Below are 16,902 nucleotides of genomic sequence, written 5' to 3'. Positions count from 1 at the left end.
GTCCCGTGTCCGGGCCGGGCCCCCTCCCGTGGCTGGGGCTACGGTGGCCCCCATGATTGATGTACGCCGCGGCGCCGACCGGTACGAGGGCGGGGACCCGGCCGCCGGGATCACGACCCGGCACGCCTTCTCCTTCGGGTCCTTCTACGACCCGGACAACCTGCGCTTCGGACCGGTCCTGGCCTGCAACGAGGAGACCCTCGCCCCGGGCGCCGGCTTCGACGAGCACCCGCACAGCCACACCGAGATCGTCACCTGGGTGGTCGAAGGCGAGCTCACCCATCAGGACAGCACCGGCGAGAAGGGCGTGGTCCGGCCGGGGGACATACAGCGGCTCAGCGCCGGATCCGGGGCGCGGCACGTGGAGCGCAACGACGGCACCGGGCGGCTCCGCTTCGTGCAGATGTGGCTGGCGCCGCTCGCCGCGGGCGGGGAGCCCTCGTACGAGGTGATCCGGGACGTCAGCGACGCCGCACCCTGCGAGGTGCCCGGGGCCGGCGCCGTGCTGCACGTGCGGCGCCCGGGCGCGGGCGAGCGGGTCCCCGTACCGGCGGCGGGCCGGGTGTACCTGCACGTGGTGCGCGGGGACCTGCGCCTGGACGGCGAGGAACTCGGCCCGGGGGACTCGGTCCGGATCACCGGCGAGCGGGACCTGGAGATCGTCGCCGGGTCCCCGGGCGAGCTGCTGATCTGGGAGCTTCCCGCTTAGCGGGCGGCGAGCTCGGCCAGGACCGCGTCGGTGAACGGGGGCCAGGCCTCGACGGCCCACGGACCGAAGGCGCGGTCCGTCAGGGCCACGCACGCGGCGCGCGCGTCCGGGTCCACCCACAGGAAGGTGCCGGCCTGGCCGAAGTGGCCGAACGTGCGCGGCGAGGAGGAGCCGCCCGTCCAGTGCGGGGACTTGCCGTCGCGGATCTCCAGGCCGAGCCCCCAGTCGTTGGGCGCCTGGTGCCCGTACCCCGGCAGGACGCCCTTGAGGCCGGGGTGGACCACGGACGTGGCCGCGGCGACCGTGCGGACGTCGAGCAGCCGGGGCGCCTGCAGTTCGGCGGCGAACCGCACGAGGTCGCGGACGGTCGAGACGCCGTCCTTGGCGGGCGAGCCCTCCAGGGTGGTCGCCGTCATGCCCAGCGGCTCGAACACCGCCTGGTGCACGTACTCGGTGAACGGGATGCCGGTGGCCTTGGTGATGTGGTCGCCGAGCACCTCGAAACCGGCGTTCGAGTACAGCCGGCGCTGCCCGGGCGGGGCGGTCACCCGGTGCTCGTCGAAGGCCAGCCCGCTGGTGTGCGCGAGGAGGTGACGGACCGTCGAGCCCTCGGGTCCGGCCGGCTCGTCCAGCTCGATCGCACCCTCCTCGTACGCGACGAGGGCCGCGTACGCGGCGAGCGGCTTGGTGACCGAGGCCAGGGCGAAGCGGTGGTCGACCGGCCCGTGGGAACCGGCCAGGCTCCCGTCGGCGCGTACGGCGGCCGCCGCGGCGGTCGGCACCGGCCAGCTCTCGATGATCCGCAGGCTTTCCATGCTGTTCACGGCCTCCAAGCTCTCCATGCGGCCGAGCCTACTTGCTTGGAGTGCGCTCAAGGGTTTTAGCGTGGAGGCCATGGACCAGAGCCTGATGCAGACGCGGTACACGATCAGCGAGGTCGAGGCCCGGACCGGGCTGACCCAGCACACGCTGCGCTGGTACGAGCGGATCGGCCTGATGCCGCACGTGGACCGCTCCCACTCGGGACAGCGGCGCTTCAGCGACGGGGACCTGAACTGGCTGGCCTTCGTCGGCAAGCTGCGCGCCACCGGGATGTCGGTGGCGGACATGGTCCGCTACGCCGAACTGGTGCGCGAGGGCGAGCACACGGTCGACGAGCGCCGCGAGCTGCTGGAGCGGACGCGGCGCGACGTGCGGGCGAGGCTGTCGGAGCTGACGGACGCGCTGGCCGTACTGGACTACAAGATCGATCTTTATGCGATGAAAGAGATCGCGGGGAAGGCACAGTCATGACGGAGTACGACGGCACCACCCTCGCGCAGGCCGAACTCGGCAAGGGCGGCCCGCTGGTCGGCGTCCAGGGCCTCGGCTGCATGGGCATGAGCGAGTTCTACGGGGACACCGACGAGGTGGCGGCCCGCGAGACCCTCGACGCGGCGCTGGCCGCCGGGGTCACCCTCTTCGACACCGCGGACACCTACGGGCAGGGCCGGAACGAGGAGTTCCTCGCTCCGTTCGTGGCCGCGCACCGGGACGAGATCACCCTGGCGACGAAGTTCGCCATAGAGCGGAGCGACGACCCGCACTACCGGGGCGTGCGCAACGACCGCCCGTACATCCGCCGGGCGGTGGAGGACAGCCTGCGCCGGCTCGGTGTGGACGTCATCGACCTCTACTACATGCACCGGCGCGACCCGGCCGTGCCGTTCGCCGAGTCGGTGGGCGCCATGGCGGAGCTGGTGCGGGAGGGGAAGGTGCGCCACCTCGGGCTCAGCGAGGTCACCGGCGCGGAACTGCGCGAGGCGCACGCCGTGCACCCGATCGCGGCGCTGCAGTCGGAGTGGTCGCTGTTCAGCAGGGACGTGGAGCGCAGCGCGGTGGGTGCGGCGGCCGAGCTGGGCGTGGCCTTCGTGCCGTATTCGCCGCTGGGCCGGGGCTTCTTGACCGGGGCCTTCGCGGACGCGTCCGTGGAGCTGTCGCAGGACGACTTCCGGCGCCACCAGCCGCGGTTCTCCGGTGACAACGCGCAGGCCAACGCGGCTCTGCTGGCACCGGTCCGGGCGATCGCCGAGGCGCGCGGGGCGAGCCCGGCGCAGATCGCCCTGGCCTGGGTGCAGCAGCGGGCGCGGGTGCACGGGCTGACCGTCGTCCCGATCCCGGGCACCCGCAAGGCGGTCCGCGTCCGCGAGAACGTCGCGGCGGCCCGGATCACCCTGTCGGACGCGGAACTGGCCCTGCTGGAGCCGATCGCCTCGCAGGTCGCGGGCGACCGCTACCCGGACATGACCTTCACCTCGGCGGCCCGCGAAGCCTGACCGCCCTGGCCCGGCCTACCGGGAATCGGCGGCGAAACGATCCCGCAGTGCCGTGTACTCGGCGTCCGTGAGCAGCCCCTCCGAGTACAGCTCGCTCAGGTGCCGCAGACGGTCGTCGCCGGAGCGGGCCCGGGGGACCGCGGACACCGCGGCGCGGCCCCGCACGGCGGCGAGGACCGCCGCGGCGAACGGCAGCGACTCGTGCGCCGCCCCGTACCCCACGCCGAAGACGGCGGCCGCGAGGTCGTGGTCCGGCCGGGGGTCGGCGGCGGTGTCCCGCTCCCGCAGCAGCAGCCGCAGGTGCCCGCCGGATCCGTCCGGGGACCTCCACTCCACGCCGGTCACGGCCGAGAGGGGGTAACGCTGGTCGCCCGCCTTCCACTTGGTGGAGGTGGCGCCCGTACGGGACCAGTGGAAGGCGACCGCCGAGCCGTCGAAGCCCACCCGCGCGTCGTACGCCTTCAGGTGCCGCGGCGGGCCGGGTACGTCGACCAGGAAGCGGTCGGCCGGCTCGGCGGCGTCCGGCCCGAGCCGCAGGCGCAGGGCTTCGGCGAAGGCGGCGGCGCGCGGGGCCCGCTCGCCCGGCAGCACGAGCCGGTACGGGTCGCAGGACTCCTTCAGCTGCCCGGCCGCGGCCTCCATCAGTGGATCGGCGCCCGGCCGAGGGCGGGCGCGCAGCACCACCGTGTCCCGCTTCCCGGCGGTCACGGTCACCCCGGACACCGCTTCCACGGGGATCCGGCGCGAGCCGAGGGCGTGAAAGAGTCTCGGCGTCCTTATCCCCCGTGCGAAGCGGATGAGCACCGAGTCCGAGTCGAACTCCCAGACGGCATGGTTTCCGGCCAGTACGTCACCCATGCGGCACATGGTAAGGGGAGAGGTCCCCGCACGTCCCCCTCGGCGCGAGGGCCGATTTCCGCTCCTCTACGCGCGTCAGTCCGTCTCTGTTCCGGAAGTTCCACGGCGGCACGCGTCGTCGCCGGTCGCGCAGACCACGGAGGCGAACGCGCCGGTTCCGATTTTGGCGAAGTTGTCCACCGAGTCGGTCCCTGGCGTGAAATAGCCGGTGTGATTCTTGGCCGTCGCCGAGGACAGCAGCCGCGCGCCGAACGCCGGGGACACCGGATCGGCACCGTGGCCCAGCCCGCCGACCTCCAGGTGCGGCACGTCCGCGATCCAGTCGCCCTCGTCCCGCGTGGCCCAGACCCGGGCCGAGGTGTGCAGTCCGGCAACGTTCTCCGCGCGCATCCCGGGGCTGCCCGCCACGACGACGTCCGTCACGCGGGCGGGCAGTTCGTGCGCGGCGACGCCGCACACCACCGATCCGTAGCTGTGGCAGAACAGCGCCACGCGGGAGTCCCCGGGCAGGGCCATGGTCAGCGCCCTGAGCCGGGCGGCGCCGTCGACGGCCATCCGGCCGGTGGCGGCGTCCATGCCGACCCCGGTGGGAGCGGTGTAGCCGGCCCAGGCGATGACCGCGGTCCGGCTGTCCGGCGCGGCCGCGCGCTGGGCCTGGTACAGGGACTCGGCCATGCCGACCGGGGCGGTGAAACGGCGCTGGGTGCGCTCGAAGGTGAGCGCGTCGGTGTCGACGCCGGGGACGATCACCGAGACGCGGCGGGCCTCGTCGAGGTCGCCGAAGACCTCGGCGACGAGGCCGTCGCCGGTGGGGTCGAAGGTGAGGATCTGCCGGCGGGGCTCGGCGAGCGAGGCGAAGCGGTGGGAGCGGCGGACTGCCGTGGCGCGGTCGGCCGGGGTCAGGGCGACGTCGCGGCCGCGGGCTTCCTCGACCTGGACAGCCTGCTCCAGGCCGATCCGGTTGGCCCGGTAGCGGGTGTCGGCGGGGACCCCGCCGAGATTGCCCACGACGAAGGGGTAGCCGTCGGCGAGCCGGGCCCGCTGGGCGTCGTCGAGCCCGGCGAAGAAGCGGGCCACCGTCCGTACGGGGGCATCCGCGGGCGGTACCGGGCGGCCGTCGACCCGGGCCGCGGCCCAGGAGGCGAGGCTCGCGGCCCGCAGCGGGGTGCCGCCCTCGGGGCGGTGCACGGCCGTCCAGCCGGTGGTCGCCAGCAGGACGAAGACCACCGCGAGCGCGAGCAGGGTGCGCAGGGCGGCGGGGCGCGGGTCGGCGCCGGGGGCGGTGGGGTGGGCAAGGCCTGACAGTTTCACTGCGACCAGCGTAGGAGACGCCTTCCGGCCACGGCGCCCCGGGTGACGGGACTCACGGCCCACCGGGTCGCTCCACAACTCCGGTCACCCTGCTGCCCGGCAGGCCCCGGCAGCGCCGGTCAGTCCCGGCCCGTGGCGGGCGTACGGCGCCAATCCGCAGCCAGGGCGGGGCCGATCTGGTCCAGGTACGCCTCGGTCATCCGCCGGATCGCGGCCACGCTGGTGTCCTCGCCCTGCCCCCACAGCCGGCCCGTGACTCGCATCACACCCGAGAACGCGGCGACGGCCACCCGCGGCCGGGGATCGGCGTCCACGTCCAGTCCCTCGCGGGCGGCGATCAGCCGGGCGATCCGCTCCTCCAACTCGGTGGAGCGACGCAGGTGCACGGCGAGGAGGGCCGGGGTGGACTCGATCAGCTGGTAGCTGCGCATGTAGAGGTCGACGGGGACCACCTCGGAGATGGCCTCCTCGACGGTGTCCCAGGCGGCGAGCACCGCGCCCCGCATCGCCGCGAAGGGGCCCTCGGAGGGCGGCCGGGCCTGCAGCTCGGCGAAGAAGTGCGACTCGACCAGGTCCTGGACGGCGAAGGCGACCTCCTCCTTGTTCGCGAAGTAGCGGAAGAAGGTCCGCTGCGACACGTCCACGGCGTCGGTGATCTCGTCGACGGTGGTCCGCTCGTACCCCTGGGAGATGAAGAGCAGCAGGGCGGCGCGCAGCAGCGCGTCCCGGGTGCGCCGCTTCTTGCGTTCGCGCAGGCCCGCCGCCACCGGTGCGGCCGGCGCCGGCCGTTCGTCGGTCATCACCGGGGGGGCTCCTTTCCGATGTTCTTCTGCTCTTCTGACGCCGGGTGAGCGGTCAGGTTACCTGTGACCCACGCGACAAAGACTGTCCCACTGAGCCGTTTGTGAACTGTCAGTCGCTGTCACTAGCCTGTTCGCATGACTAGTCAGATCACCGTCGACGAGCAGGTGCCCGCCAAGGAACCAGGATCGGCACCGGCCCGTACGGGCCTGCGCGGCCACCCCTGGCTGACCCTCTTCGCCGTCGCGATCGGCGTCATGATGGTCGCCCTCGACGGCACGATCGTCGCCGTCGCCAACCCCGCGATCGCGGCGGACCTCGATGCCTCGCTCGCCGACATCCAGTGGATCACCAACGGGTACATGCTGGCCCTCGCGGTCTCCCTGATCACCGCGGGCAAGCTCGGCGACCGCTTCGGCCACCGCCAGACCTTCCTCATAGGCATCGCCGGCTTCGGGCTCTCCTCCGCCGTGATCGGCATGTCCGAGGGCGTCGAGCTCGTCATCACCGCCCGTGTCGCGCAGGGCCTCTTCGGCGCGCTGCTGATGCCCGCCGCGCTCGGCCTGCTGCGCGCCACCTTCCCCGCCGAGAAGCTCAACATGGCCATCGGCATCTGGGGCATGGTCATCGGGGCCTCGACGGCCGCCGGGCCCATCATCGGCGGCCTCCTCGTCGAGCACCGCAGCTGGCAGTCCGTCTTCTTCATCAACGTCCCCGTCGGGGTCGTCGCGCTGCTCCTGGGCCTGTTCATCCTCGTCGACCACCGCGCTCCGAACGCCCCCCGCTCCTTCGACATCCTGGGCATCCTGCTGCTGTCGGGCGCGATGTTCTCCCTCATCTGGGCCCTGATCAAGGCCGGGGAGTGGGGCTGGGGCGACTGGAAGACCCTGTTCTTCCTCGCCGCCTCCGTGCTCTGCTTCGCGTTCTTCGCCGTCTGGGAGACGAAGGTCGCGGAACCGCTGATCCCGCTGGGCATGTTCCGCTCGCTGCCGCTGTCCGCGGGCACCGTGCTGATGGTGCTGATGGCCTTCGCCTTCATGGGCGGCCTGTTCTTCGTCACCTTCTACCTGCAGAACGTGCACGGCATGAGCCCGGTCGACAGCGGTCTGCACCTGCTTCCGCTGACCGGCATGATGATCGTCGGTTCGCCGCTGGCCGGCGCCGTCATCACCTGGGTCGGCCCGCGGATCCCGCTCGTCGGGGGCATGGTCGCCACCGCCGTCGCCTGCTTCGGGATGGCCCGGCTGACCCCGGGCACCGGCACGCTCACGATGTCGCTCTGGTTCGCCCTGCTCGGCCTCGGGCTCGCGCCCGTCATGGTCGGCGCCACCGAGGTCATCGTCGGCAACGCCCCGCTGGAGCTGTCCGGCGTGGCCGGCGGGCTCCAGCAGGCCGCCATGCAGGTCGGCGGCAGCCTCGGCACCGCCGTCCTGGGCGCGGTCATGGCCAGCGCCGTCGGCAACTCGTTCGGGGACAACTGGCACGCCGCCGGGCTGCCTCCGCTCGCCCCGCAGGAGCAGGCTCTCGTGGAGAAGGGGGTCCAGGTCGGCATGGCCCCCGTCCAGCCGGGCACCCCGGAGCCCGTCGCGCAGGCGATCGCCGACGTCGCGCACGACACCTTCGTGTCCGGCATGAGCACCGCCTTCACCGTCGCCGGCGTGGTCGCGGTCCTCGCCGCCGTCGTCGCCTGCTTCACCAAGCGCGGCGAGAACGCCGCCGCGGGGGTGGGCGCCGCGCACGTCTGAGGCCCGGCTCCAGCGCCCGCGGAGGCGTCAACTCCGTACGTACGACAGCCCTGCCGGACGGTTCCGGCGGGGCTGTCGCCTATCAGGGTGGACCTGCCCGAGGCCTCTTCCGCCCGGCCGTCGGCGCAGGTCAGCGTGGTGTCGGCGGAGCTCCGGCAACAGCCCGGGGCACGTTTCGTCCACAAGGAGTTGACCCGTCATGCGTACGTGGAGCACCACTTTCGCCGTCGCCGGCCTGGCCCTCGCCGCTCTCGTCCCGAGCACGTCCGGCGCGGCGCACGCCGCCGGCCCGGCCACCCTCGGGGCCTGTGCGACCGGACAGCTGTGCCTGTGGGCGAAGCCGGAGTTCAAGGGCACCCGGAACACCCACGAGCTGAGCACCCTGGACATCAACAGCTGCACCGCCCTGCCCGCGGGGACCAGCGCCCAGTCCCTCACCAACCGGCTCGGCCGCCCGGTGACCACCTACCAGTCGGCGCAGTGCGCCGAGACCGGCGAGTTCCAGACCTACCCGGGCGACGGGGTCTGGCTGCCGCAGTCGCCGTACCAGGTCAGGGCGTTCAAGGTGTGGGAGACGTAGCCTCGCGCGGCGCCGGGGCCCCGGCCAGCTCGGCCGGACCGGTCGGATCAGCCGGCCCGGCCGGTCCGGCCGCCCCGCCGCCCAGCGTCGCGACCTCCGCGCGCAGCGCCCGTACCTCCGCCTGCAGTTCCCGAAGGGCCGCCACATGAAGCCGCTCCGCCTGGTCGTCCCGCTCGAAGCGGGCGATGAACCAGGCGGCGATGTTGGCGGTCACCACACCGAGCAGGGCGATCCCGGACAGCATCAGCCCGACGGCCAGCACCCGGCCGAGGCCGGTCGTGGGGGAGTGGTCGCCGTACCCGACCGTCGTCATGGTGGTGAAGGACCACCACACCGCGTCGCCCAGGTTCTTGATGTTCCCGTCGGGGGCGTCCCGTTCCACGCTCAGCACCGCGAGAGAGCCGAACATCAGCAGCCCCACCACCGCCCCGGCCACATAGGTCGTCAGCCGGATCTGCGGAGCCATCCGGGCCCGGCGCCCCACCAGCATCAAGGTGGCGACGAGCCGCAACAGCCGCAACGGCTGGACCAGCGGCAGCACCACCGCGGCCAGGTCCAGCCAGTGCGTCCGTACGAAGACCCTGCGGTCCCTCGCGAGCACCAGCCGCACCAGGTAGTCGACGGCGAAGGCCCCCCACACCACCCACTCCGCGTGCGTGCACGCCCGGTGCACCGACGGATCCGCGTCGGGCGCGACGATGGGCACGGCGTAGGCGACGGCGAAGGCCAGGGCGAGCACCAGCAGGGGCGTCTGTGTACGGCGCTCCCAGCGCGCCTGGCGGGAGGGTTCCTTCATGCCAGCATCGTAAAGAACGCGTAAGGGGCGCTGGGACAGATGTCCCAGCGCCCCCACGGAAGGGTGACGGCTACGCGTCTCCGCCCGCCGCGCCCGGGTCGGCCGCCGCGACGTCCAGCAGCTGGTAGCGGTCGACGGCCTGCTTCAGCACCGAACGGTCGATCCGGCCCGCCTTGGCGAGCTCGGTGAGCGTGGCCAGGACCACCGACTGCGCGTCGATGTGGAAGAAGCGCCGGGCCGCGCCGCGGGTGTCGGCGAAGCCGAAGCCGTCCGCGCCCAGCGAGGTGTACGGGCCGGGCACCCACCGCGAGATCTGGTCCGGGACCGACCGCATCCAGTCGGAGACCGCCACGAACGGACCTTCCGCACCCGACAGCTTCCGCGTCACGTACGGGACGCGCTGCTCCTCCTCCGGGTGGAGCAGGTTGTGCTCCTCCACCGCGACGGCATCGCGGCGCAGCTCGTTCCAGGAGGTCGCCGACCAGACGTCCGCCCGCACGTTCCAGTCGGCGGCCAGGATCCGCTGCGCCTCCAGCGCCCACGGCACCGCCACGCCCGAGGCCATGAGCTGCGCCCCGATGGTGCCCTCCGTGCCCCGCGACACCCGGTGGAGGCCCCTCAGGATCCCGTCCACGTCGACGTCCGCCGGCTCGGCCGGGTGCTGGATCGGCTCGTTGTAGACGGTCAGGTAGTAGAAGACGTCCTCCGACTCTGGCCCGTACATGCGCCGCAGACCGTCCTCGACGATGTGCGCGATCTCGTAGCCGTAGGCCGGGTCGTACGCGACGCAGCCCGGGTTCGTCGAGGCCAGCAGCTGGGAGTGGCCGTCGGCGTGCTGCAGGCCCTCACCCGTCAGGGTGGTCCGGCCGGCGGTCGCACCGAGGACGAAACCGCGCGCCAGCTGATCGGCCATCTGCCAGAACTGGTCACCCGTGCGCTGGAAACCGAACATCGAGTAGAAGACGTAGACCGGGATCAGCGGCTCGCCGTGCGTCGCGTACGCCGAACCCGCGGCGATCAGCGAGGCCGTGCAGCCCGCCTCCGAGATGCCGTCGTGCAGCATCTGGCCGGTCGGGGACTCCTTGTACGCGAGCAGCAGGTCGCGGTCGACCGCCTCGTACTGCTGGCCCAGCGGGTTGTAGATCTTGGCGCTCGGGAAGAAGGCGTCCATACCGAAGGTGCGGTACTCGTCGGGCGCGATCAGCACGAAGCGCTTGCCGATCTCCTTGTCCCGCATCAGGTCCTTCAGGATGCGGACGAACGCCATCGTGGTGGCGATCGACTGCTGGCCCGAGCCCTTCTTGGCGGCCGCGTAGGTCGCGTCGCCCGGCAGCTCCAGCGGCTTCGCGCGCACCACGCGGGTCGGCACGTAGCCGCCGAGCGCGCTGCGCTGGTCGTGCATGTACTGGATCTCGGGCGACTTCGGGCCCGGGTGGTAGTACGGCGGGGCGCCGCTCTCCAGCTGCGCGTCCGTGATCGGGATGTGCAGGCGGTCGCGGAAGCGCTTGAGGTCGTCGACCGTCAGCTTCTTCATCTGGTGCGTCGCGTTGCGGCCCTCGAAGTTCGGGCCGAGCGTCCAGCCCTTGACCGTCTGCGCCAGGATCACCGTCGGCTGGCCCTTGTGGGCCTTGGCCGCCGCGTACGCCGCGTAGACCTTCTTGTGGTCGTGTCCGCCGCGGCCCAGGTGCTGGATCTGGTAGTCGGTCATGTTCTCGACCATCGCGCGCAGCCGCTGGTCCCCGCCGAAGAAGTGCTCACGGATGTACGCACCCGACTCGGTGGCGTACGTCTGGAACTGCCCGTCCGGGGTGGAGTTCATCTTGTTGACCAGGATGCCGTCACGGTCCTGGGCCAGCAGCGGGTCCCAGGAGCGGTCCCAGATCAGCTTGATGACGTTCCAGCCGGCGCCGCGGAACTGCGACTCCAGTTCCTGGATGATCTTGCCGTTGCCGCGCACCGGGCCGTCGAGGCGCTGGAGGTTGCAGTTCACGACGAAGGTCAGGTTGTCCAGACCCTCGCGCGCCGCGATGGACAGCTGGCCGAGCGACTCCGGCTCGTCCATCTCGCCGTCACCGAGATACGCCCATACGTGGGACTTGGAGGTGTCCGCGATCCCGCGCGCCTCCATGTACCGGTTCATCCGGGCCTGGTAGATCGCACCGAGCGGGCCGAGGCCCATCGACACGGTCGGGAACTCCCAGAAGTCCGGCATCAGCCGCGGGTGCGGGTAGCTGGAAAGGCCGTACGGGGCCTTCGACTTCTCCTGCCGGAACGCGTCGAGCTGCTGCTCGGTGAGCCGGTCCAGGAGGTAGGCGCGGGCGTAGATACCGGGGGACGCGTGGCCCTGGAAGAAGATCTGGTCGCCGCCGTCGCCCTCGTCCTTGCCCCGGAAGAAGTGGTTGAAGCCCACGTCGTAGAGGGAGGCGGAGGAGGCGAAGGTCGCGATGTGTCCGCCGACCCCGATGCCCGGGCGCTGGGCGCGCGAGACCATCACGGCCGCGTTCCAGCGGGTGGCGTTGAGGACCTTGCGCTCGATCTCCTCGTTGCCGGGGAAGAACGGCTCGTCCTTGGTGGCGATCGTGTTGACGTAGTCCGTGCTGCGCATCTCGGGCACGGCCACGCGCTTCTCACGGGCCCGCTCGATCAGCCGCAGCATCAGGTAGCGGGCGCGTTCACGGCCCCGCTCGTCGACTGCGGCGTCCAGGGAGTCGAGCCACTCCTGCGTCTCCTCCGGATCGAAGTCCGGGACCTGACTCGGCAGGCCGCCAATGATGATCGGATTGCGATCGGATGCGGAAGCCACGCTGTTCCTTCGCTGTCGGGGGAGTCGTGCCTTGGGTTCGCCGCCTCCCATGGTCTTACGCTCGGCCGAAATCGTCATCTCTACCACTGGGTAATCCCTGGAGACGGTAGGGAGTCTTGAGGAGGGGGTCGGTGGCAGGTGCGGCCAAATCGCAACCTTACGCCCAACTCGGTCACCTCCTTCGTGAGGCCGTTCGTCCCTCAAACAGGTAGGAAAGTCCTGAAGCGATGACGAATGAACCGGAATGGTGTGGGATGAATCACCCGAGGTGTATACGGAGGGGCTGAAAGTTGCGGCGAGACGGCCGCAATCGTCACCGTTTCGACGGTCTCGGCGGCCGGGTACTTGCGCGATCCGCCGCGCCCGTGTGGACTACGTCCAATGCTGCGCGTACGCGCGCCGCCGAAGAACATTCACCGAACATGAGCAGGAGGCACCCCGTGAGCGCGACCGCGGACCACGCGGAGAACCTGGCCGCCCGGCTGGGTTTCCAGTCCGAACAGGTGGTCCAGGAGATCGGCTACGACGACGACGTCGATCAGGAATTCCGTGACGTCGTGGACGGGCTCGTCGGCGAACTCGTCGACGAGGACTTCGACGACGTCGCCGACGCCGTGTTGCTGTGGTTCCGGGAGGACGACGGCGACCTGGCGGACGTACTGGTCGATGCCACCGAGCTGATCGAGGACGGCGCACTGATCCTGCTGCTGACCCCCAAGACGGGCCGCCCCGGCTACGTCGAGGCCAGCGACATCAAGGAAGCCGCGGAGACGGCCGGCCTTTCGCTGGCCAAGGGTCTCCCGGTGGGCAAGGAGTGGGGCGCCACCAAGCTCGTGACGCCCAAGACCGCCGTCAAGTCCAAGCGCTGAGCCGCGTCCCGCAGCCGAGCGGACATATCGCCACCCCGTCGACCCCGGTCGGCGGGGTGCGTGCGTTCGCGGCCGGTGCGTGCATAGGCTTTGCCTCACCCGAACAGCCCAACGCAGGTATGCAGGAACGAAGGGACGCGAGAGATGGCGATCCAGGTCGGCGACAAGGCCCCCGACTTCGAGCTCAAGGACAACCACGGCGCCACCGTGCGGCTCTCCGACTTCCGGGGGGAGAAGGCCGTGGTGCTGCTCTTCTACCCGTTCGCCTTCACGGGCGTCTGCACCGGCGAGCTGTGCGAGCTGCGCGACCAGCTGCCGCGCTTCCAGAACGACGACGTCCAGCTCCTCGCCGTCTCCAACGACTCCGTGCCGACCCTCCGGGTCTTCGGCGAGCAGGAGAGCCTGGACTACCCGCTGCTGTCGGACTTCTGGCCGCACGGGGAGACCTCCCGCGCGTACGGCGTCTTCGACGAGGAGAAGGGGTGCGCGGTCCGCGGCACCTTCATCATCGACAAGGACGGCGTCGTGCGCTGGACTGTCGTCAACGGACTGCCCGACGCGCGTGACCTGAACGAGTACATCAAGGCCCTCGACAGCCTCTGAGGCCCGTCGTCGGCTCGTCGGCCGCAGTTCGCTGTGAAAATCGCGTACAGGCGGGAACCCGTCACTAGGATCGAAACGTTGATCCGGTAGCTCCCCCAGCCAGCGCTGGGAGGGGCCCCCAGCACGACGGGGCACCGCCCCATACACATGAACCCAATGGAGGACCCGTGGGAGTCAGCCTCAGCAAGGGCGGCAACGTCTCGCTGACCAAGGCCGCGCCTAACCTGACGGCGGTCATCGTCGGTCTGGGCTGGGACGCTCGCACCACCACCGGTGTCGACTTCGACCTCGACGCCAGCGCGATCCTGACCAACGACCAGGGCAAGGTCGCCAGCGACGCGAACTTCGTCTTCTTCAACAACCTGAAGAGCCCCGACGGCTCGGTCGAGCACACCGGTGACAACACCACCGGTGAGGGCGAGGGCGACGACGAGGCGATCAAGGTCAACCTCGCCGGTGTCCCGGCCGATGTCGCCAAGATCGTCTTTCCCGTCTCGATCTACGAGGCCGAGAGCCGCCAGCAGAGCTTCGGCCAGGTCCGCAACGCGTACATCCGCGTCGTGAACCAGGCCGACAACAGCGAGCTCGCCCGCTACGACCTCTCCGAGGACGCCTCGACCGAGACCGCCATGGTCTTCGGCGAGCTGTACCGCAACGGTGCGGAGTGGAAGTTCCGCGCCATCGGCCAGGGCTACGCCTCGGGCCTGCGCGGCATCGCGCAGGACTTCGGCGTCAACGTCTGACCCCGAGAGTCATCACCCGTCCGGCGCCGTGCACTGTGTGTACGGCGCCGGACCGGCTTTACGGCCCTTCCGGGGGCCGCACGGCCCGCGCACGGCAGGACCCGCCACACACCCGCCACACCGCCACCATCGCCACACCGTCGTCCGGGGAGGACCACAGCATGGGCGTCACACTCGCCAAGGGGGGCAATGTCTCCCTCTCCAAGGCCGCACCGAACCTCACCCGGGTCCTGATCGGCCTCGGATGGGACGCGCGCTCGACCACGGGCGCGGACTTCGACCTCGACGCCAGCGCGCTGCTGTGCCGCGACGGCCGGGTCCTGGGGGACGCGTACTTCGTCTTCTACAACAACCTGAAGAGCCCCGACGGCTCCGTCGAACACACGGGGGACAACCTCACCGGCGAGGGTGAGGGCGACGACGAGTCGATCATCATCGACCTGACCAAGGTGCCGGCCGAGGTCGACAAGATCGTCTTCCCGGTCTCGATCCACGAGGCGGAGTCCCGCCGGCAGAGCTTCGGCCAGGTCAGCAACGCCTTCATCCGCGTGGTGAACCAGGCGGACGGCCAGGAACTGGCCCGCTACGACCTCTCCGAGGACGCCTCCAGCGAGACCGCGATGATCTTCGGCGAGGTCTACCGGTACGGGGGCGAGTGGAAGTTCCGTGCGGTGGGGCAGGGGTACGCGTCGGGCCTGAGGGGCATCGCTCTAGACTTCGGGGTCAACGTTTCGTAAAGCCGTACAAGACGATGGGGTGCCAGTGGTTCTCAAAACCTTCGGCTGGTCGTTCGCAATCACTGCGCTCGGTCTGGTCGCAGCGGTGTTCTACGGGGGGTGGCAGGCTTTCGGGATCGTCGCGATCCTGTCGGTCCTTGAGATCTCGCTGTCCTTCGACAATGCGGTGGTCAACGCCGGAATCCTGAAGAAGATGAACGCCTTCTGGCAGAAGATCTTCCTCACTGTCGGTGTGCTCATCGCCGTCTTCGGTATGCGACTGGTCTTCCCCGTCGTGATCGTGGCCATCAGTGCCAAGATCGGTCCGATCGAGGCCGTGGACCTCGCCCTCTCCAACAAGGTGATGTACGAGCAGCTGGTCACGGACGCCCACCCGTCCATCGCCGCCTTCGGCGGCATGTTCCTGCTGATGATCTTCCTCGACTTCATCTTCGAGGACCGCGACATCAAGTGGCTGGCCTGGCTGGAGCGCCCGCTGGCCAAGCTCGGCAAGATCGACATGCTGTCGGCGTGCATCGCCCTGATCGTCCTGGTCATCACCTCGATGACCTTCGCCACCCAGGCCCACCAGCACGGTGGCGTCCACGTGGACAAGGCGCAGACCGTCCTGGTCTCCGGCATCCTGGGCCTGATCACCTACATGATCGTCGGCGGTCTCTCCGGCTACTTCGAGAACAAGCTGGAGGAAGAGGAGGAAGCCGAACACGAGGCGGAGGAAGAGGCCAAGAAGAGCGGCAAGCCCGTCTCGGTCGTCGCCATGGCCGGCAAGGCCGCGTTCTTCATGTTCCTCTACCTCGAAGTCCTCGACGCCTCCTTCTCCTTCGACGGAGTCATCGGCGCCTTCGCCATCACCAACGACATCGTGCTCATGGCGCTCGGCCTCGGTATCGGTGCCATGTACGTCCGGTCGCTGACCGTCTACCTGGTCCGCCAGGGCACCCTCGACGACTACGTCTACCTGGAGCACGGCGCGCACTACGCCATCGGCGCCCTCGCCGTGCTCCTGCTCGTCACCATCCAGTACGAGATCAACGAGGTCATCACCGGCCTCGTCGGCGTCATCCTGATCGCCTGGTCCTTCTGGTCCTCGGTCCGCCGGAACAAGCGCCTGGAACTGGAGGGTTCCGCCGCCGAGGCATGACCGCGGCGGTAATGCGGAACGCTCCATCTGCGGGGCGGCCCACGGGGTCCACGGACCCGGCGGGCCGCCCCGCTTCCGTACGTATCAGGGGACCAGGGGACCAAGGGATCAAGGGGGGTAGGGATGGGCTTCTTCGACGGCATCATGGGCAGCCGCGCCGTGCAGTTCCAATCGGGCAGCGCCTCGTCGAACGCGATCGAGCTGACCAAGCGGCATTCGACCGTGTCGCTCACCAAACAGGGGGCGGTCCACGGCAATCTGCGCGTCAACCTGTCCTGGCGCATGCGCACCTCGGACATCGGCGGCAGCTCCGGCCAGAGCGGCCAGCTCTTCCGGCATCCGTTCAAGCTGTTCAAGCCCGACATGGTGCAGGCGCACACCCAGGGCATGGTCAATGTCGACCTCGACATGGGCTGCCTCTACGAGCTGGCCGACGGCACCCGCGGAGTCGTCCAGCCGCTGGGCAACCTGCTCGGCGACATCAACGACCCGCCGTACGTCAAGCTCAGCGGGGACGACCGGTTCGGCTCGGCGTCCGGCGAGACGCTCTACGTCAATCTCGACCACGCCGACGAGATCAAGCGGCTGCTGGTCTTCGTCTACATCTACGACCAGACCCCGGCCTTCGACCGGACCCACGCCCTGGTCACCCTGTTCCCGGTGACCGGGCCGCGGATCGAGATCCCCCTGGAGGAGCGGCACCCGCAGGCCCGCTCCTGCGCGGTGGTCTCCGTGGAGCGCGTCAAGGGCGAGCTGGTCGTGCGGCGCGAGGTGAAGTTCGTGTACGGGTTCCAGGCCGAGCTGGACCGGCTGTACGGCTGGGGGCTCCAGTGGGGGCGGGGCTACAAGAGCGCCAAGGCCTGACCGGGGCCCCGGTCGGGGCCCCGGGCG

The 16,902-nt window shown here is 70.5% G+C and carries 17 protein-coding genes; 11 read left to right on the top strand and 6 right to left on the bottom strand.

Annotated elements, in window-relative coordinates:
• Nucleotides 1-52: 52 nt before the first annotated feature.
• Nucleotides 53-709, top strand: coding sequence for a pirin family protein (locus OG429_RS13170; protein ID WP_328925507.1), 657 nt, complete (start codon nt 53-55; stop codon nt 707-709).
• Here the strand turns inward: OG429_RS13170 and OG429_RS13165 are convergent.
• Nucleotides 706-1,524 (bottom strand): serine hydrolase domain-containing protein, encoded by an 819-nt coding sequence (locus OG429_RS13165; RefSeq protein WP_328930261.1) that lies wholly within the window; start codon nt 1,522-1,524, stop codon nt 706-708. The two genes, OG429_RS13170 and OG429_RS13165, sit on opposite strands and share 4 nt — an antisense overlap.
• Nucleotides 1,525-1,603: 79 nt before the next feature.
• On the opposite strand from OG429_RS13165, the gene OG429_RS13160 reads away from it, so the two are divergent.
• Both OG429_RS13160 and OG429_RS13155 read left to right on the top strand, forming a co-directional pair.
• Entirely contained in the window at nt 1,604-2,002 is a 399-nt protein-coding gene (locus OG429_RS13160) for a MerR family transcriptional regulator (protein ID WP_328925506.1), read from the top strand.
• Nucleotides 1,999-3,024, top strand: a complete 1,026-nt coding sequence (locus OG429_RS13155; RefSeq protein WP_328925505.1) for an aldo/keto reductase — start codon at nt 1,999-2,001, stop codon at nt 3,022-3,024. The genes OG429_RS13160 and OG429_RS13155 overlap by 4 nt, the downstream gene beginning before the upstream one ends.
• Nucleotides 3,025-3,039: 15 nt before the next feature.
• On the opposite strand, the gene OG429_RS13150 is transcribed toward OG429_RS13155, so the two are convergent.
• The 3 genes from OG429_RS13150 to OG429_RS13140 all read right to left on the bottom strand — a co-directional run bounded on the left by OG429_RS13150 (nt 3,040) and on the right by OG429_RS13140 (nt 5,993).
• Nucleotides 3,040-3,882: a DUF4429 domain-containing protein gene (locus OG429_RS13150; RefSeq protein ID WP_328925504.1), complete on the bottom strand. Its 843-nt coding sequence runs from the start codon at nt 3,880-3,882 to the stop codon at nt 3,040-3,042.
• Nucleotides 3,883-3,957: 75 nt separating this feature from the next.
• Nucleotides 3,958-5,193, bottom strand: coding sequence for an alpha/beta hydrolase (locus OG429_RS13145; RefSeq protein ID WP_405679988.1), 1,236 nt, complete (start codon nt 5,191-5,193; stop codon nt 3,958-3,960).
• Between the two features lie 119 nt (nt 5,194-5,312).
• The gene (locus OG429_RS13140) at nt 5,313-5,993 is read right to left on the bottom strand and encodes a TetR/AcrR family transcriptional regulator (RefSeq protein ID WP_328925503.1); all 681 of its coding nucleotides are present in this window, start codon (nt 5,991-5,993) and stop codon (nt 5,313-5,315) included.
• 138 nt (nt 5,994-6,131) lie between these two features.
• On the opposite strand from OG429_RS13140, the gene OG429_RS13135 reads away from it, so the two are divergent.
• Together OG429_RS13135 and OG429_RS13130 are read left to right on the top strand one after the other, a co-directional pair.
• Entirely contained in the window at nt 6,132-7,739 is a 1,608-nt protein-coding gene (locus OG429_RS13135) for an MFS transporter (protein ID WP_328925502.1), read from the top strand.
• Between the two features lie 199 nt (nt 7,740-7,938).
• Nucleotides 7,939-8,319, top strand: a complete 381-nt coding sequence (locus OG429_RS13130; RefSeq protein ID WP_328925501.1) for a peptidase inhibitor family I36 protein — start codon at nt 7,939-7,941, stop codon at nt 8,317-8,319.
• On the opposite strand, the gene OG429_RS13125 is transcribed toward OG429_RS13130, so the two are convergent.
• Nucleotides 8,300-9,115: a potassium channel family protein gene (locus tag OG429_RS13125; protein ID WP_328925500.1), complete on the bottom strand. Its 816-nt coding sequence runs from the start codon at nt 9,113-9,115 to the stop codon at nt 8,300-8,302. The two genes, OG429_RS13130 and OG429_RS13125, sit on opposite strands and share 20 nt — an antisense overlap.
• A gap of 70 nt (nt 9,116-9,185) precedes the next feature.
• A complete protein-coding gene (gene aceE / locus OG429_RS13120; protein WP_328925499.1) occupies nt 9,186-11,918 on the bottom strand; it encodes a pyruvate dehydrogenase (acetyl-transferring), homodimeric type in 2,733 nt (910 codons plus the stop codon).
• Between the two features lie 440 nt (nt 11,919-12,358).
• On the opposite strand from aceE, the gene OG429_RS13115 reads away from it, so the two are divergent.
• The 6 genes from OG429_RS13115 (at nt 12,359) to OG429_RS13090 (ending at nt 16,875) form a co-directional block, all read left to right on the top strand.
• Nucleotides 12,359-12,787, top strand: a complete 429-nt coding sequence (locus OG429_RS13115; RefSeq protein WP_328925498.1) for a DUF3052 domain-containing protein — start codon at nt 12,359-12,361, stop codon at nt 12,785-12,787.
• 144 nt (nt 12,788-12,931) lie between these two features.
• Nucleotides 12,932-13,390: a peroxiredoxin gene (locus OG429_RS13110; protein WP_328925497.1), complete on the top strand. Its 459-nt coding sequence runs from the start codon at nt 12,932-12,934 to the stop codon at nt 13,388-13,390.
• A gap of 167 nt (nt 13,391-13,557) precedes the next feature.
• Nucleotides 13,558-14,133, top strand: coding sequence for a TerD family protein (locus tag OG429_RS13105; RefSeq protein WP_030711348.1), 576 nt, complete (start codon nt 13,558-13,560; stop codon nt 14,131-14,133).
• Between the two features lie 161 nt (nt 14,134-14,294).
• Entirely contained in the window at nt 14,295-14,870 is a 576-nt protein-coding gene (locus OG429_RS13100; RefSeq protein ID WP_328925496.1) for a TerD family protein, read from the top strand.
• A gap of 25 nt (nt 14,871-14,895) precedes the next feature.
• On the top strand, nt 14,896-16,011 hold the full coding sequence (locus tag OG429_RS13095) for a DUF475 domain-containing protein (RefSeq protein ID WP_328925495.1): 1,116 nt from the start codon (nt 14,896-14,898) through the stop codon (nt 16,009-16,011).
• 123 nt (nt 16,012-16,134) lie between these two features.
• Nucleotides 16,135-16,875: a TerD family protein gene (locus tag OG429_RS13090; protein WP_328925494.1), complete on the top strand. Its 741-nt coding sequence runs from the start codon at nt 16,135-16,137 to the stop codon at nt 16,873-16,875.
• The last annotated feature ends 27 nt before the right edge of the window (nt 16,876-16,902 follow it).

Source organism: Streptomyces sp. NBC_00190 (genome assembly GCF_036203305.1).
Lineage (GTDB): Bacteria > Actinomycetota > Actinomycetes > Streptomycetales > Streptomycetaceae > Streptomyces.
This window is presented reverse-complemented; position numbering and strand designations above follow the sequence as displayed.

Bases quoted from the DNA above. Each gene is read 5' to 3' on its own strand.
- OG429_RS13170 (WP_328925507.1), top strand. From the start codon at position 53: ATGATTGATGTACGCCGCGGCGCCGACCGGTACGAGGGCGGGGACCCG.
- OG429_RS13165 (WP_328930261.1), bottom strand. From the start codon at position 1,524: ATGGAAAGCCTGCGGATCATCGAGAGCTGGCCGGTGCCGACCGCCGCG.
- OG429_RS13160 (WP_328925506.1), top strand. From the start codon at position 1,604: ATGGACCAGAGCCTGATGCAGACGCGGTACACGATCAGCGAGGTCGAG.
- OG429_RS13155 (WP_328925505.1), top strand. From the start codon at position 1,999: ATGACGGAGTACGACGGCACCACCCTCGCGCAGGCCGAACTCGGCAAG.
- OG429_RS13150 (WP_328925504.1), bottom strand. From the start codon at position 3,882: ATGGGTGACGTACTGGCCGGAAACCATGCCGTCTGGGAGTTCGACTCG.
- OG429_RS13140 (WP_328925503.1), bottom strand. From the start codon at position 5,993: ATGACCGACGAACGGCCGGCGCCGGCCGCACCGGTGGCGGCGGGCCTG.
- OG429_RS13135 (WP_328925502.1), top strand. From the start codon at position 6,132: ATGACTAGTCAGATCACCGTCGACGAGCAGGTGCCCGCCAAGGAACCA.
- OG429_RS13130 (WP_328925501.1), top strand. From the start codon at position 7,939: ATGCGTACGTGGAGCACCACTTTCGCCGTCGCCGGCCTGGCCCTCGCC.
- OG429_RS13125 (WP_328925500.1), bottom strand. From the start codon at position 9,115: ATGAAGGAACCCTCCCGCCAGGCGCGCTGGGAGCGCCGTACACAGACG.
- OG429_RS13110 (WP_328925497.1), top strand. From the start codon at position 12,932: ATGGCGATCCAGGTCGGCGACAAGGCCCCCGACTTCGAGCTCAAGGAC.
- OG429_RS13100 (WP_328925496.1), top strand. From the start codon at position 14,295: ATGGGCGTCACACTCGCCAAGGGGGGCAATGTCTCCCTCTCCAAGGCC.
- OG429_RS13090 (WP_328925494.1), top strand. From the start codon at position 16,135: ATGGGCTTCTTCGACGGCATCATGGGCAGCCGCGCCGTGCAGTTCCAA.